The 16,519-nt window shown below is 41.2% G+C and carries 11 protein-coding genes; 6 read left to right on the top strand and 5 right to left on the bottom strand.

Annotation, left to right across the window (positions count from 1 at the left end):
- The first annotated feature begins 335 nt into the window (after positions 1-335).
- Together NSP_RS18500 and NSP_RS18495 are read left to right on the top strand one after the other, a co-directional pair.
- Entirely contained in the window at positions 336-599 is a 264-nt protein-coding gene (locus NSP_RS18500; RefSeq protein WP_044482846.1) for a hypothetical protein, read from the top strand.
- Positions 600-662: 63 nt separating this feature from the next.
- Positions 663-1,034: a hypothetical protein gene (locus NSP_RS18495; RefSeq protein WP_006199277.1), complete on the top strand. Its 372-nt coding sequence runs from the start codon at positions 663-665 to the stop codon at positions 1,032-1,034.
- Positions 1,035-1,051: 17 nt separating this feature from the next.
- On the opposite strand, the gene NSP_RS18490 is transcribed toward NSP_RS18495, so the two are convergent.
- Positions 1,052-2,206, bottom strand: coding sequence for a glycosyltransferase family 4 protein (locus tag NSP_RS18490; RefSeq protein ID WP_006199276.1), 1,155 nt, complete (start codon positions 2,204-2,206; stop codon positions 1,052-1,054).
- Positions 2,207-2,236: 30 nt separating this feature from the next.
- Positions 2,237-3,406 carry a glycosyltransferase family 4 protein gene (locus NSP_RS18485; protein ID WP_017804322.1) on the bottom strand — a complete coding sequence of 390 codons (1,170 nt, stop codon included), beginning with the start codon at positions 3,404-3,406 and terminating at the stop codon, positions 2,237-2,239.
- Between the two features lie 879 nt (positions 3,407-4,285).
- On the opposite strand from NSP_RS18485, the gene NSP_RS18480 reads away from it, so the two are divergent.
- Together NSP_RS18480 and NSP_RS18475 are read left to right on the top strand one after the other, a co-directional pair.
- Positions 4,286-6,502, top strand: coding sequence for an NHL repeat-containing protein (locus NSP_RS18480; protein WP_006198709.1), 2,217 nt, complete (start codon positions 4,286-4,288; stop codon positions 6,500-6,502).
- 777 nt (positions 6,503-7,279) lie between these two features.
- Positions 7,280-8,389 carry a glycosyltransferase family 4 protein gene (locus NSP_RS18475; RefSeq protein ID WP_006198708.1) on the top strand — a complete coding sequence of 370 codons (1,110 nt, stop codon included), beginning with the start codon at positions 7,280-7,282 and terminating at the stop codon, positions 8,387-8,389.
- A gap of 232 nt (positions 8,390-8,621) precedes the next feature.
- Here the strand turns inward: NSP_RS18475 and NSP_RS18470 are convergent, their stop codons facing one another.
- From NSP_RS18470 to NSP_RS18460, 3 genes are all read right to left on the bottom strand, one after another.
- The gene (locus NSP_RS18470; protein WP_042202976.1) at positions 8,622-10,058 is read right to left on the bottom strand and encodes a hypothetical protein; all 1,437 of its coding nucleotides are present in this window, start codon (positions 10,056-10,058) and stop codon (positions 8,622-8,624) included.
- 73 nt (positions 10,059-10,131) lie between these two features.
- On the bottom strand, positions 10,132-10,923 hold the full coding sequence (locus tag NSP_RS18465; RefSeq protein ID WP_006198705.1) for an alpha/beta fold hydrolase: 792 nt from the start codon (positions 10,921-10,923) through the stop codon (positions 10,132-10,134).
- Positions 10,924-10,962: 39 nt separating this feature from the next.
- Entirely contained in the window at positions 10,963-11,931 is a 969-nt protein-coding gene (locus NSP_RS18460; RefSeq protein ID WP_006198704.1) for an SDR family oxidoreductase, read from the bottom strand.
- A 512-nt stretch (positions 11,932-12,443) separates the two neighbouring features.
- Between NSP_RS18460 and glgX the strand changes: the two genes are divergently transcribed.
- Positions 12,444-14,570 (top strand): glycogen debranching protein GlgX, encoded by a 2,127-nt coding sequence (glgX, locus tag NSP_RS18455; protein ID WP_006198703.1) that lies wholly within the window; start codon positions 12,444-12,446, stop codon positions 14,568-14,570.
- 119 nt (positions 14,571-14,689) lie between these two features.
- Positions 14,690-16,516: a malto-oligosyltrehalose trehalohydrolase gene (treZ, locus tag NSP_RS18450; RefSeq protein WP_017804319.1), complete on the top strand. Its 1,827-nt coding sequence runs from the start codon at positions 14,690-14,692 to the stop codon at positions 16,514-16,516.
- Positions 16,517-16,519: the final 3 nt, after the last annotated feature.

The following is a 16,519-nucleotide window of genomic DNA, read 5'->3' as shown; positions in this document are numbered from 1 at the left end:
TCTGAGCGCTCATAGGCTTGCAGAAATCAATAGACTAAACGAAGAGCGATCGTTAGGTAGCAGGTATGCAAAAAATGAAGGGATGCCTGTAAGCTGGGTTTAGACTACTCCAGATAATCGGATAACAGTGACTGCCGATCGCGATCGCCTGGGTCGTCAGCGAGTCAAGTTACACTGGCGTTGGAATGAGATTAATTCATCCTCATAGCTAGCAAATAAGCCCTTGCTTTATTAGAACATTTGTACTATAATGATCATAGCGCTCACAAAGCCTAGTAAAGACCAAAACGGCTCTGTAAAAGAGTTCACCGAAGATGGATTTAAGGGTTAGTCCAATGATGAAGCATTATATTCTCAACCTCAATCCGACTGCCAAGCACGAATGGGATCGGTGTATTTTACGTGACCCACTGACTGCGAAACGCCCGGATATTGCTAAATTAATCGCTGAAGCTGTTGGTACTGACACTGGTAGTTATTTAGTGAGTGTAAATATTCAAGTACAAGTTTTAGAACAAGCTGCTGCGCCTCAGTCCGAACAACTCTCGCTACCACTTCCAGAAGTAAATATCCCGTCACAACTGCGAGAAGTGGCGTAAGAGTTGGGGAGTCGGGAGTGGGGGGAGTGTGGGGAGTAGTTTTTTTATGAGGAAGAGGATTTGATGGTAGAACTAAGTCATTATCCCACTGCGATCGCTCAAGCTGCCGAACGGGTGGCTGAAATAGATTCTCAGTTAATGGCGGTACAGCAGCAAATTGACCGATTTGAAGGTAATGCGGATCGCGCTGCTGCTTTTGATGTGGATTTGAAAAATGATGCTCAACGCAAAGCCCGTCGGTTTGAAGTTTTGCTGGTGAATCAGGAATATCAACAGGCTATGGATACTCAGATTCGCTTAACTGGGGAAAAAGCCCATGCGATAGCTCATTTGGAATATCTGCGTAACCAGTTTAGTGTAGCTAAATTATCAGCCAGATTAGCGATCGCCCAACAACTGACTGACTTTGAATCTCGTGAATTAGTCGGTTTATAATCGCCTGTCAAATCTGTTCACTGATAACTGTTCACTGATAACTGATTTAATAGTTGAGCAATTTGTTGATTAATAGCGACTATATCAAAACGCTGACAAGCGATCGCTCTCCCATGATTCGCCATAGTTGCAATCATAGCTGTTTCTGCAACACAAGTATTAATCACCTGTGCCAATTCCGCAATTTCTCCAGGTGTCACCAAAAAACCATTAACGCCATGTTCCACTAATTCCATCGCCCCCCCAGCCTGAGCAGCTACCACAGGCGTACCGCATAGCATCGCCTCAACAATCACTCTCCCAAAGGGTTCTGGGGCTGTTGAGGTATGCGCTACCAAGTTACAAGCAGCCATTAATTGGGGAACATCTGCCCTAAATCCTAAAAACTTCACCCGGTTTTCTAATTTCAACTGTGCAACTTGTTCATGCAATTGCTGCACATAATCTTGTTCGCCAAACAAGGCATCACCAACTAAAATTACTGTTACTTCTGGCGGACATTGAGACAAAGCCGCAATTAAAATATGTTGCCCTTTCCAGGGTGCAAGCCGGCTGAAGTGTCCAACTACAAATTTGCCTTCTAGCCCTAACTTTTGCTGTAATTCTTTAACTTCAGATGCAGAAATTTGATAATTTTGGCACTCAAAACCATTATACACAATTTCGGTGATTTTTGCATTTCCTCCTGCTTGGATAAAGGCTGTTTGACTAGCTTGAGAATTAGCAATTACTAATGAAGCAAAACGATTTGCTAAAGTAACAGCAATCCGCAGGTTAGTTTGGCTAAAGTGTTCTAAGGAAAGAATATCATGTAAATGATAAACCAAGGGACGACGGGCTAAAAAGCTCGCCAGTGCGCCAATAACTAAGGCTTTTTGGGTGTTGGCGTAGATGACATCATATTCCTTAGCTGTTTGTACTACTTTAGCTAATAGTGGTGCAAGTTGTCCGACACTGGCTAAAGATTGCAGCAAATTACTTTGTTTGCGAACTTGAATTGCTTGAGTTGCTAACACTTCTACCGGGATATGATGCTGCTGGAGTAACTTTCTAAAATCACCATCTGCAAACAAGCCTACCAAAGCGCGATCGCCATAGGGTTTAGCAATATCTATTAAACAAAGTTCCGCACCACCAGGTTTACCGCTTTGGTCTAAAAACAGAATTTTCATATATGATAATCTTCTGGGTATATTCTACACTTAAGCTAAGAGAACATGGCGGACTTTTTGGGCTATTTGTTGCCAATCAAAATTATTGACTGCATACTCACGGCAGATTTCTCTTACAGGAATTGATAAATTTCCTAAAAGTATCTGGGCTAATTTTTCCGCAATGGCTGAAGCTTCGGCAGAAGTAGTAATTAAATCGGGGGAAAATGATGCTAAAATTTCTGGCATTCCCCCAATTGGGGTACATAAAACTGGAGTTCCACAAGCTAAAGATTCAATAATTGCTAATCCAAACCCTTCAAAAGATTGGCTAGGCATAACTGTTAATTCAGCCGCTTGGTAAGCTAGGGGTAATTGTGCATCAGGGAGAAAACCTAAAAATTTTACGTTGTCTTCTAAGCCTAATTCTTTAACCTGTTTTTGTAGTGTAGCTTGCAAATGACCACGACCAGCGATCGCTAGCCAAACATCAGGAACTTGTGGCTTAATTATCGCCAAGGCTTGTAATAATTTGTCAATCCCAACTCGCTGTACTAAGCGGCGAGATGTAAACAGAATGCGGCGATTTTCCGGCCAGTCTAGCTGCTTTCGTGCGGCTTGGCGTGACAAATTGGCTTGAAACCACTGAAGATTCACTCCCCCAGGGATAATATGAATTCTGCTCCAAGGTATTTGATACTGTTGATGTAAAATATTACCGAATGCTTTACTTAGAACAATAAAGCGATCGCAACGATTATAAGTGCTTTGTTCTATGAGTCGGCGCTTGAGAAAAAGACTAACTTGATTATTAACTGTTTCCTCTTGAGTTTCAGCCGCCCAAGGGCCATGAAAGTTAAATGTTATGGGTACGCCTTTGGGCAAAAGATCCAAAATCGGAAAGCTATATAATGCAAAATGCAGATTAATTGCATCTGGTTTACTGACTCTTGTTTTCTTAAACTTGTGACGAATAGATCCCATGCGTTGCCAAATTCTTTGATCTGGATCAGCCAAATTAGTCAACTTTATTGGCACATTTAATTCAGTTTCTGGTAAACCAACTCCACATAATTCTATTTGGTCTTGATTGGCTGCTAAGTTATGAGTTAGTTCATAAATATACCTTTCTAATCCTCCGGGAGTTTGGGGAAACCAGCCTATTCCTAGTGTGAGAATAGATGCAGATGTTGAATTAAAATGTTCTTTTTTATCTTCCACCTACTTAGCTCCTATCATATATTGAACCTGCATACAGCAGTTTGCAACTGAATCTAGTACATCAAAAAATCATTAACTAAAGATGTCGGGTACACAAATAAGTCAGTACTTCATCTCCATCAAAACTGCTGTATGTTTATTTTGATACTAATCAGCGATAAATCATTTTATGCTGCTAGTAATTCTATCCTGCCATTCTCAACAAAATCCGTAATTTTCACGTCCTACTCTGTAGATATTTTCCGAAAACAATAATTTATAAACTATTTATATTACCCTGTCAATACCTGTGTTTGATTAGTGGCATTATTTCAATTAGTTTGTCGTGAACTTTGGGGAAAGTTTGGTATTAAAGGTTACTATTTTTTCTTGATTAAAAGTCAATATTAATACATTTACAGTAAATTAAAATCATGTGTTTTTTTGGTAAATTTTTAGTAAACATGGAATTTTTAGCAAGAATTATTTATCATTAAATATGTAAATCAAGAGAAAACCTGAAATTCGTGGCAGATAATTAAATTTCGGTATTTTAGGTTTTTAAATTCATTTTTGTGCTGATTATTGGTATTTAATTAGGAGTTAAGCACAAGTTAAGTAGGTCGGCGTAAATAAAGTTAACTAGCTAGGGTCGTCATTGGTCATTTGTCATTGGTCATTAGTAAGGGTTTGGGTCTTGTTTACGAGTCTTAACATATTTTGGTTTATTCATGCTTACCTACTTAGGAAAGAATGAACCACGTTCGCGTTAGCGTCTCCCCTTCTCCCAAAGGGAGAGGCTAGCGCCAAGGGAGAAGGAAAGAGGTTTGAGAGAGATTTTGCGTCAGTCTTGTTAATCTCAGTGACTCAATTTTATGATTCATAACGCTTGAAAATAATATGCGAAATAGATTAATACAGCAGTTGGGCGAAATTTACGACAAGCTGAATCAATACATCAATAGACTAACTGGAAATAGAAATTTTCACAGGTTAAAATTTGTCAATTTTGTCTTATTTATAGCCGTAGGGATAATTTTTACGGCTATTGGGTTTTCCAATGATGGGGCTAATAGTAAAACACCTCAACTCACATATCAAACTTCTTGGATTGGTAATACTTTTGGTGGTGGAGAAAAGTGGGTACAAAATAATATTGAGGGGATGTATGTTGCACCCAATGGCACGGTTTATACTAATAGCATTTGGGATGAAGCAGGTAGAGAAGCCGGCATATATAAAGACGGTGATGTAATTGGTAAATTGAGTGATACCCACGGCTGGAATCGTATCGGGGGAAAAGCTGTAACGGCAAATAGTAAATATATTTACATTGCTATGCGCCAAGATCATGTTAATAGGAAAGATCAAGATTATCCTCCAGAAGGCACAAATTGGTATTGCGTTAGACGCTATGATTTATCGGGAAAATCTGCACCCTTTACCGAAGGACGTGGTTGGGATAAAAGTATGTTAATTGTCAGTAACAAAAGTGCAGTTACTGGATTAGCAACGAGGGGAAATGAGTTATATGTCAGTGATGCTGCTGCTAATCGCCTGCGTGTCTATAACACCGAAACCATGAAGGAAATACGCAGTTTTAGTGTTGCTAGTCCGGGGGGAATAACTGTTGATAAACAAGGGAATCTGTGGATTATTCAAGATAAAAATGGCAGTAATCCTGCTAAGATTGTGCATTATTCCCCGGAAGGAAAGCAATTATCCCAAGAGATAACTAATATTGTAGAACCAAGTGCGATCGCTGTTGCTCCTCAAGACAGGCTTTTGGTAGCGGAAAATGGTCCTCGTCAGCAAGTGCTGATTTACCAAATTAAAAAACAGCCCGTACAGATTGGTACTTTGGGTAGTCAAGGGGGAATTTTTGCTGGTGTTGCTGGTGAAGTCAAAGATGTGAAACTTTATGGTTTGACTGGAGTTGGTACAGATACCGCAGGTAATATCTATGTAAATAGTAATGGTTTCAATAATTCCGGCACAGATTTACGCAAGTTTTCATCATCGGGAAAGCTGTTATGGAAATTAATGGGATTGAAGTTTGTTGATAATGCTGATGCTGATCCCAAGACTGATGGGGTAAATTTATTTACCAAACAAGAACAATTTTTGATGGATTATAGTAAGTCGGCTGGTCAGCAATGGACTTACAAAGCTTACACATTAAATCCTTTCAAATATCCCCAAGATCCACGTTTGCATACATCCCCAGATGCTACCTGGGTACGCCGCATCCAAGGAAAACCCTTTGTTTTTCTGACTGATATGTATGAAAGCTTTTTGCAAATTTATCGCTTCAATCCCGATACAGATGGCAAAATTGCGATTCCGGCGGGAATGTTTGTGGGAACTCGTGGGGGTGGGGGAAAATCAATTGGGGGAAATTGGCCTCCGCAGCAACCAGAATCAGGTGAATGGATTTGGCGCGATCGCAACAATAACGGTAAATTTGACAAGGGTGAATACGATACCAGCGAAGATTATCCTTATATCGGCGGATGGTGGGTAGATAGTCAAGGCGATGTCTGGAAAACCTTGCGAACCAAAGACGGTATCCGACACTATCCTTTGCAGGGTCTAGATAATCATGGGAACCCCATCTACACCTATAGTTCGATGGAAAAGCAAAAAACCCCCAGCCTATTTAGCGATTTGCGGCGCATCGAGTATTTACCAGAAACCGATACCATGTATTTATCCGGCTTTACAGTCGATCATCCCCCAGTTGGTGATGACACCAAAGTTCTGGGATCGGAGATTGTGCGTTTTGACAATTGGAGTCGCGGAAATAGCACACCTCGTTGGCGGATAGTAGTTCCCCACGATACCACTGGTAAACGCGAAGTTTCCACCGCAGCCATGAGTATAGCGGGAGACTATGTTTTTGCTGTGACAGTAAAAACCGCAGAAGTATATGTATATAATGCCAAGACAGGGGCTTTTATCAAAAACTTAAAACCAGGGCCAGAAGTTGCAAAGGAAAGTGGCTGGGTTGATATCCCCTATGGGATTCGGGCGATGCGCCGAGCTAATGGTGAGTATCTCGTATTTGTAGAAGAAAATGCCAAAGCTAAAGTGCTTGTTTATCGCTTTAAGCCGTAAATATTACCTCAAAGTTGATCGTAAATAATTCTAACCGGGTTTCTGGCTATTCTCTAGTAACCCGGTTTTTTTTATGTCTTGTTTTCCTGCTATATAAAACCTAGACAAAACTAGACTTTACTTTCTACTTCAACGGGAGCATGGGAGCAGTTATCCCTCAGTAGACTTTCACGCCTTAGCCAGACGCGATTGTGTTCCAATTAAGTTTCTGAAAAAGACTACCACCATCATTGCTTGGTTTTCGCGTCGGCAATAGTCTCAATTCAATACTTGATATCACCGTATTATATATCAAGTAGTTGATTTTTTCCTAAAATATATATTGACTTTTGTCAATATAAGTATAGTTTTGTCTATGAAATTGTCAACTTAGGACTTGCTCTCTGTTTACTCACATCCCCGTACATAATTTCATCGCAGAAAACAACCTCATTTAGCCATAAAAACTGAGTTATTTTTTGGCAATTTGAGACATGAGTTAATATTAATATTTTTCCTTTTCCAAAAAAATAAATTCTTTTCATTTAAAAGCAGCAATAATTGAATTATTATGCAACAAGCAGGAAAGAAAATCAGGACTTACGCAGGAACTCTCTGAAATCCTCTTCCCTTCGTGTCCTTCGTACCTTCGTGGTTCGTTTCTCCGTTGCTTGTGGGTAAGTCCTAAAAATTATATACACCAAGTCAAACCATCAATGAGACAAATTCTGATTTAAGCTGTTTTTAGGCTCTTATGAATCTTTTTAAGGTGAAATAACTGCTGAGGATAAAAATTGTATGCGGATATTACATATAATCAATCATGTGCAGAATATTGGTAATGGCATTGTCAATGTAGCAGTAGACTTAGCTTGTTTACAAAGTAAAGATGGTCATACTGTGGCTGTAGTCTCAGATGGTGGAGAATATGAGGCATTATTAGCATTTCATGATGTGAGACACTGGCAATTAAGTCAGTCTAGGGAACCCCTAAATATTCTCAAAGCTGCTTGGGGTTATTGGCAAATTGTGCAAGAATTTCAGCCAGATATTGTTCATGCACATATGATGACAGGGGTTGTATTAGCGGGGATTTGCAAAAGCGTTTGTAAGTACAGTTTAGTTTCTACGGTACATAATGAGTTTCAGCGTAGTTCTGTACTGATGGGATTGGCGGATCGAGTTATTGCAGTTAGTTATGCAGTAGCTAATTCAATGGTACGGCGTGGTATACCACAAAAAAAGTTGCGGGTGGTATCTAATGGGACATTAAACAGTCCTCGACATCGCAGTATTCAAGATTACCAACCACTACCCCTACAGCGTCCAGCAATTACCACTGTGGCTGGGATGTATTCTCGTAAAGGAATTGGGGAGTTAATTACGGCTTTTGTGACAATTGCGGCAGAATTTCCCGACGCACATCTATACTTAGTGGGAGATGGTCCAGACCGTGCTATGTTTGAGATCATGGCGCAAGATACAGTTTATAGCGATCGCATTCATTTTGCAGGTTTCCAGCCAGAACCGCAACGCTATCTGCTAGCAACGGATATTTTTGTTTTGGCTTCTCATTGCGAATCCTTTGGTTTAGTGCTAACAGAGGCGCGGGAAGCAGGTTGTGCAATTATCGCCAGCGATGTAGATGGTATCCCGGAAACTTTAGATAATCGTCTAGCCGGGATTTTAGTTCCACCTCAAGATAGTCAAACTTTAGCCACGGCTTTGACAGAATTGCTCAGAGATTCAGTACAATTACACAGGTGGAAATATCGCGCCCAAGAAAATTTACAGCGTTTCAGTGCAGCGCGGGTGAATGCGGAAACCTTGGCTGTATACCACGAATTAGCCACGAATTACAATGCCCCGAAAATATTCGCCAAAAAAGAAGTTTTAGTTGGTAAATAAGACGATGAGGGGACGGGTGAGGACACCCATCCCACAAGAAATTTTGGGCTGTTTTTTGATTTTTCAGGTTCTAATTTTCAGCTAATAATGTCTTTGTTGCTGACTCTCCGGCTTTTTGCAATTGGCGCTTGATTTGGAACAGCAATAAACTTAAAATACCTGCGTGTACCACAATTGCGAGCATCGGAACCATTGCACCTAAAGAAGCGTTTGTTGGTGGGAATAAGAAGTCCTATTGCCATTGTACGGGGAAGCGATCGCTTGTTTCTTGAATAAACTGGTTTAAGCGTTCTAAACTGAGAGTACCGGGGACGGGATAACGGGCTGAGATATTGCGTTTGAGGTCAGTATAATAACGAATTAATGTTACGAAATTTCGGGGAAAATCCTCTTCTACCATCCCGATAAATTCACCGCGCTGGCGTGCGTATTTGAAGACCTCGCGCCATTGGGAAATGCTAGGTAAACCCACTGATTCCACGCCGTGAGAAAATAAAATCATGAAAATCTCATCGTATGGGTCAGCTTTGCCCAGATAATCTTTAATCCAATCTAGGGAAGGTTCCATGTTAAACTTCATCCAGAATGGGACTGAGCCAGTACGTAAAGTCCACATGGGTTCGAGTAAAATGAAAGACTCTACTAATAACCGATTAGCAATGATTCCCCGTTGTTTGTACCACCAACGATAAAGTTCGGCGACGAAAGGACTCAGGTGTTCTGGTTCTTTAAAGATAATTCGCCGGACACGATAACCGCGATCGCGTGCAAAGTTTTCCACATCTTGCCGTAAACTAGTTTCAAAACCCCATTCTGCTTCCGGACTATCTCCGTCTGGTGTTGGTGCGTCCCAATGTCGCCGATGTGATTGGTATTTTTCTAAGTATCTCCTGACACGATCGCTGTTGTCAAAGTATTCCTCTGGTGTCGCTCCACCCAACGCCCCAAACTGGAAAAAATGGCGATCGCCTATGGAAGTTGTCGGCCAAGTTCGTTCACATTCTACAATAAAAATTGTCCCACCTCTGGGTAAATTCTTTTCTAAAAAGCGCTTGTATGCTGAACTCAAACGCAAATATTTCACTCTAAAATAGGTCATTCCCCGCAAAGTCAAACGGTCTTGACTGGGGTCATACATATGATGTAATTGCAGGTCAGGATTGGCATCCAGAAGGGGCTGGGCTGTCCTTCTACCCCACTCCATCGCCTTTTTTGGCTCATCGGGATGCAATTCCGGATACAGCACCGGAATCAGAAAAGTTTGGGGTAGCCAAGGCATACCCAACGCCGCACACAGATGCACCAGCGCCCCACTCGCAGAACCAATTGCTACAGCCTGATATTCATTTTGGGGATATTCACTGACCATCCACTCTGAGACTACCTCAGAACTGACATCTCCCAATCGTTCTGGCGGGATGGATTCCCCTGCACTACCAACTGTATAGATTAATTCTTTAGCTGGTGGAGGTAGCTTGTTAAGTGCAGTGGCAATTGGCTCTAGAGCCGTCGGTAATGTCCCCATTCCGGGAAAATCATCGCCGCGCAAGTAAGCAGCAGTGGCGCGGAGCATGGCTGTACCAGAGTCAAATCCGGCAAGGTAGGGCGGAGCAACCCGGAATTGTGCCATGAAGGAAGCTAACATTCGGTTATATATGGGCGTTTGCATTGAATTTCTCCTGAAACGAACCACACCAGGCGCAGAGGACACAGAGGAAGGAGATTTTGAGAGGTTTTTTGCGTTAGGTGATTTCGTGTTTTTTTGTTTGGAGGTCTTTAGCTTCTATGAAGGCGCGAGTGACGCGGGTTAATTCTAGGGGTCTGCTGTAATTCAGGGTATGTCCACCACCGGGAATCACCGCAAGTCGAGCATTGGGTAAAAGATGCACTACTTCCTCCGCCCACTGCTGCGGCACAACGGGGTCTTCTTTGCCACGCACAACTAATGTGGGTACGTGCATATACGGTAGTTTTTCTTCAATGCGGTCTGCGAGAGCTATTTGGACAGTGCGGACAAGGCGCGGCCATCCAGCTACCCAGTAATCGTATGCTTGCAGAGGAGCCTGGGATGGGTCTTCTAGGGGAGAATTGAGGAGTAAACGCCACATCTGCTGCGGTAAAGTGCGGGCGTGACGGTCGATGGTTGGCCCTTGTAATATTGCTCTTTCGATGCGATCGCCATAACGCACAGCAAATTCAACTATAATTTGACAACCAAAGGAATTACCCAGCATGGTGGCGCGTTGAATACCGACTGCATCCATCCATTTACACAAACTATCTGCTAATTCGGACAATTCCAGCGTGTGTTTTGGTTTGTCGCTTTTACCGTAACCAGGTAAATCTGGTGCATATACTCGGTAATTAGGTGCTAGTAATTCCGCCGTTGGCATCATATAACTACTGGAAACCACCACTCCATGCACTAAAATCACTACAGCCGCATCTGGTGGTTCGGCTGATACCCGTGCGTGCATCAATAAACCATTCACGATGGTATATTGACTCTGTAATCTCCCCTGACGTAAACTCATAATCTACTTTTCCCCACACTCCCCACACCCCCCACACATTCAAGAAAGGGGTAAACCAATTTTCTGTGCTGTTTCTCTAGCCATATCCCAGACATCTTGGGATGTTATGCCGCCAGTACCGCGCCAATTACCACTGATGCCTGTATAATCGTGCATTGGCTCAAATACATTGCCATCACTGATGGGGGCTGGTTTATGATCCTGAAAGTGATCTTGATCAACTTGTTTGGCCATCATCGGTTCATATAGGTCTGGCGCTAAGGTTTTTTGCAAAAGCTGCAAGTATACAGCTTGACCAACGATAATTTCTCGCTCTGGTTTATCCACTAACCCCACAATAGCTTCGGCTACCTGTTTTGCCGGATATACAGGCGACATTGCCTTAGTCTGACGACCCGTATAATTAGCGGCGTGTTGAAAAATTGGTGTATCTATAGAACCTGGTAAGACTGTGCTGACATGAATATCTTTGGCATTATCTAAATATAATTCCATCCGCAGAGAGTCAGAAAGTCCGCGAATGGCATATTTACTGATAGTGTAAGGGCTGGTGTATGGCTGACCAGTTACGCCAACTACTGAAGAAACATTAATTAAATTACCGCTACCTTGTTCCCGGAAGTGCGGTAAAACAGCACGCGCACCATAAATGTAACCAAATAAATTTGTTTCAATTACTTGACGGAAAAGATCCGGGGGTGCTTCTTCAAAGCGGGCAAATAAGCTGACGGCGGCGTTATTCACCCAAACATCAATTCGCCCAAAGTTAGAAATTGCACCACGTGCTAAGTCTTGAACTGCTGACTCTCTACTAACATCAGTTCGCATGGCTACAGCAGTTGCACCGAGGCGTTGACAGTCTTGGGCTACTTCTTCTAAAGCTGTCTCATTGCGTGCTGCTAACACCAAGGTGGCGCGCTGTTTGGCAAACTCCAGCGCTGTGGCACGTCCAATACCAGTGGATGCACCTGTAATCACGATGACTGAATTTCTAATTGGTCGTGGCATATTCCTTTCTCCTTAAGAGCTTGATTTAGGGCAAATTTACATTTGATTTGCTGAAACTTTGTTATTTATCTAATTACTGCCCTATTGTTTCTGAACTTTTATCCTTTTATTTTTATAGCTATTTATTTATGAGTTGGATATTAAAAACACTCGTACTAATATTACAAAAATTATTTACATTTCTATTACAGTCTTCAGATAGATATTTGTGATTTCATGCAGACTTATTTTGAGGTTTATTGTAATTTTGGTCACTAAAATAATTTACATAAATCTACCTCTTAGCACCTTGCTGCTTAAATAATGGTTCCCCCCACTGATAGAATAAAAACCCTCATTACCGAGTTAAATTCAAATTAGCATTATTCTGTTTATTCTTTAACTACACCTACTTAAACTCATAAATCAGCACACACCAGACGGAAATTTCTCAATTTCATGCTCCCTCTCCTTAATAAGGAGAGGGTTGGGGTGAGGTTTTTTAAAGCTTGCGAAAAAATAATAGAAAACCTATGTATGTAGCACTATGGCCGGGGGAAGTATATCCTTTAGGCTCTAATTGGGACGGTAAAGGCACAAATTTTGCTTTATTTTCAGAAAATGCCACAGGGGTAGACCTTTGTTTATTTGATGAAAAAGATAATGAAATTCGTTTACCTTTCAGCGAAAAAAATAATTTTGTTTGGCACGGTTATATACCAGGAATAGGGCCAGGACAACGGTATGGCTTTCGAGTGCATGGTCCCTGGTCGCCAGAAACTGGTCATCGCTTTAACCCCAATAAACTGTTAATTGACCCCTATGCTAAAGCAATTGATGGCGAAATTAAACATAGTCGAGCTATTTTCGGCTATTCTTGGGATGATCCTCAACCAGACTTAGCTTTTTCCAATTTAGATAATGCCCAAAATATGCCTAAATGTGTTGTCGTAGACCAATCTTTTGATTGGGAAGATGACAAACTGTTGTATAGACCGTGGCACGAAACTATCATTTATGAAACCCACGTCAAGGGCTTGACTAAACTACACCCAGATATTCCCCCAGAACTGCGGGGAACTTATGCAGGACTGGCACATCCAGCAGTAATTAAACATCTCCAGCAACTAGGAATTACCGCAGTGGAATTAATGCCTGTGCATCAGTTCTTCTCCTGTCCAGGATATTTACTAGAAAAAGGATTAAGTAATTACTGGGGTTACGATTCTATTAACTATTTCACACCCCATTCTAGTTATAGCGCCAGTGGCACATTAGGAGAGCAAGTCACCGAATTTAAGCAGATGGTTAAGGATTTACACTTTGCCGGAATTGAGGTAATTTTAGATGTGGTTTATAACCACACTGGCGAAGGAAATCATTTAGGGCCAACCCTATCACTGCGAGGTATTGATAATTCTGTATACTATCGTCTAGTGGAGGATGACCCCCGCTACTACATGGATTTTACAGGCTGTGGTAATTCTTTGAATGTGCGCCATGCCCAAGTCCTGAAGTTAATCATGGATAGCCTGCGCTATTGGGTGACAGAAATGCACGTCGATGGTTTCCGCTTTGATTTGGCTTCGGCGTTGGCGCGGGAATTATATGCGGTAGATAGCCTAGCAGCGTTTTTTGACATTATTCATCAAGACCCAGTATTGGCAGATGTAAAGTTAATTGCAGAACCTTGGGATGTGGGAGATGGTGGTTATCAAGTCGGGAATTTTCCCCTGCGCTGGTCTGAATGGAATGGCAGGTACAGGGATACGGTGCGGTCTTTTTGGCGGGGTGCAGAAAACAGCCTGGGGCAGTTTGCTTACTCTTTCACGGGTAGCCCTGACTTGTATCAAACAAATGGGCGCAGTCCCAATGCAAGCATTAATTTTATCACTGCCCATGATGGTTTTACGCTGAATGATTTGGTCAGTTATAACGAAAAGCACAACGAGGCGAATAAAGAAGATAGCCAAGATGGGGAAAATCACAATAATTCTTGGAATTGTGGTGTAGAAGGTGATACTAATGACCCAGAAATATTGCGTTTGCGGGAACGTCAGCGACGCAATTTTTTAGCCACTTTAATGTTGTCTCAGGGTGTCCCGATGCTGCTGGGGGGAGATGAATTTGGCTTTAGTCAGAAAGGTAATAATAATGCTTATTGCCAAGATAATGAGATTTCTTGGAAAGATTGGGATTTGCAAGAATCAAATGCAGATTTATTGAATTTTACGCGTGAATTGATTTATTTCCGCCATCAGCATCCAGTTTTTCGACGGCGTAAATGGTTTCAAGGTGAACCTATTTATGGTTTTGGTATTGGTGATATTAGTTGGTTCAATGCTGATGGTAGTGAAATGACTGATGAACAGTGGTTAGTTAATTATGCCAAGGTGATGAGCATTTTCTTGAATGGTGAAGGAATTGCTACTCCTGGCCCTCATGGTGAGCGCATTATTGATGAGAGTTTTTTACTATTTTATAACGCTCATTATGAGCCAATTGATTTTGTTCTACCCAATGGTTTTAAGGAGAGGGGATGGGAGATGGTGATTGATACTAATGAACCACGTTTCATTTTACCAGGAAAGTTGGTATCAGGTTATCAAATTGTACCATTAATTGAGCGATCGCTTGTTTTGCTTCGTCGTCTGGCTTAAATGTTTGTATGGGTTTTAGGAGGAACTAACCGCAAAGTACGCAAAGTACACAAAGGAAGAAGGAAGAAGGAAGAAAATTTGGCGCGGTTCCTTACAAGGAAATAGTATCAGGTTTTATGATGAAAATTGGCGCTCATTATTTAGGTGACGGTATTTGTGAATTTACACTTTGGGGACCACATTTAGAAAGCGTTGCCTTAGAAATTGTTTCTCCTTATCAGCGCTTATTACCCATGCGCCAAGAAGGAGGATATTGGCAAGTTACCGCCAGGGATATTGAACCAGGAACGCTTTATTTATATCAATTAAATAATAGCGAATCTAGACCTGACCCCGCATCAAATTTTCAACCTATCGATGTACATAGTCCTTCCCAAGTTATAAATCACAGCTTTGCTTGGAGTGACAGCAATTGGTCTGGTATTGCTTTAGAAACTATGATTATGTATGAGTTGCACGTTGGTACTTTCACACCAGAAGGAACTTTTGCAGCTATTATTCCCCGACTCTCAGATTTACGAGAGTTAGGAATAAATACTATTGAAATCATGCCAGTGGCGCAATTTCCAGGAGATAGAAATTGGGGTTATGATGGAGTATATCCCTTTGCTGTGCAGAATTCTTATGGTGGACCTCATCAGTTAAAGCAATTAGTTGATGCTTGTCACCAACAAGGAATAGCTGTAATTTTAGATGTGGTTTATAACCACTTTGGCCCTGAAGGTAATTATACAAGTCGCTTCGCCCCATATTTTACAGAAACTTATCGCACTCCTTGGGGAAGTGCTATGAATTTTGACGATGCTGATAGTTATGATGTGCGTCAATTTTTCATTCAAAATGCACTTTACTGGTTAGGTGAATTTCATATTGATGCTTTACGTTTAGATGCAATTCACGCTATTTATGATTTGGGTGCTAAACACTTTTTAGCAGAACTCGCCGAAAATGTGGCTACACTTTCTCAGCAACAGGGACGCAAACTTTATTTAATTGCTGAAAGTGATTTAAATGACCCTAAAGTAATTCGCCCTGCTGAATTAGGCGGTTATGGAATTGATGCTCAATGGAGTGATGATTTTCATCATTCATTATATAGTTTATTGACAGGCGATCGCACTGGTTACTACGCCGATTTTGGCAAGTGTGAACATTTAGCTAAAGCCTACAAAGACAGCTTTGTTTATGACTGGAAATATTCCTATTATCGCCAACGATATCACGGAAATCATGCAGGCGATCGCTCTCCCTCACAATTTATAGTAGCCATCCAAAATCATGACCAAATAGGTAACAGAGTTTTAGGCGAAAGATTATCACAATTAGTAGATTTTGAAGGTTTAAAATTAGCTGCTGGCGTAGTCCTACTTTCTCCCTATATTCCCCTGTTATTTATGGGAGAAGAATATGGAGAAGAATCGCCCTTTATATACTTTGTCAGTCACTCAGACCCAGATTTAATTAAAGCAGTTAGAGAAGGGCGTAAACAAGAATTTTTCGCTTTTCATTCTCAAGGAGAACCACCAGATCCAGAATCACCAGACACCTTTAATAATTGTAAGCTGAATTGGGAAAAACGCCAATCAGGTAAACATCAAGTTTTATTATCCTTTTACAAAAAACTGATTCAAATACGCACCCAGAACCCAGCCTTATTGAAACGCGAAAGAGAAAGTTTAAAAATAAGCTGTCATGAAGACCAAAAGCTAATTACCTGGTTTAAATATAGCCAAGAAAACCAAATATTCTGTGCAATAAACTTTAATAACTGTGACATTACATTTAGCCAAGAATTCACAGATAATAATTGGGTAAAAATTTTAGATTCTGCCGAAACAAAGTGGTTAGGTAAAGGTTCACAGTTACCCAAAAAAACTAAATTATATCAAGAATTAACCCTGTCTAAACAAAGTTTTGCCCTTTATGAAAAGCAATTTATAAAATAATGA

This window comes from Nodularia spumigena CCY9414 (assembly GCF_000340565.2).
GTDB classification, from domain to species: Bacteria; Cyanobacteriota; Cyanobacteriia; order Cyanobacteriales; family Nostocaceae; genus Nodularia; species Nodularia spumigena.
Note: the sequence above shows the minus strand (reverse complement) of the source record. Positions and strands in the feature narration are given on the sequence as shown.

Bases quoted from the DNA above. Each gene is read 5' to 3' on its own strand.
- NSP_RS18500 (WP_044482846.1), top strand. From the start codon at position 336: ATGATGAAGCATTATATTCTCAACCTCAATCCGACTGCCAAGCACGAA.
- NSP_RS18495 (WP_006199277.1), top strand. From the start codon at position 663: ATGGTAGAACTAAGTCATTATCCCACTGCGATCGCTCAAGCTGCCGAA.
- NSP_RS18490 (WP_006199276.1), bottom strand. From the start codon at position 2,206: ATGAAAATTCTGTTTTTAGACCAAAGCGGTAAACCTGGTGGTGCGGAA.
- NSP_RS18480 (WP_006198709.1), top strand. From the start codon at position 4,286: ATGCGAAATAGATTAATACAGCAGTTGGGCGAAATTTACGACAAGCTG.
- NSP_RS18475 (WP_006198708.1), top strand. From the start codon at position 7,280: ATGCGGATATTACATATAATCAATCATGTGCAGAATATTGGTAATGGC.
- NSP_RS18470 (WP_042202976.1), bottom strand. From the start codon at position 10,058: ATGCAAACGCCCATATATAACCGAATGTTAGCTTCCTTCATGGCACAA.
- NSP_RS18465 (WP_006198705.1), bottom strand. From the start codon at position 10,923: ATGAGTTTACGTCAGGGGAGATTACAGAGTCAATATACCATCGTGAAT.
- NSP_RS18460 (WP_006198704.1), bottom strand. From the start codon at position 11,931: ATGCCACGACCAATTAGAAATTCAGTCATCGTGATTACAGGTGCATCC.
- glgX (WP_006198703.1), top strand. From the start codon at position 12,444: ATGTATGTAGCACTATGGCCGGGGGAAGTATATCCTTTAGGCTCTAAT.
- treZ (WP_017804319.1), top strand. From the start codon at position 14,690: ATGAAAATTGGCGCTCATTATTTAGGTGACGGTATTTGTGAATTTACA.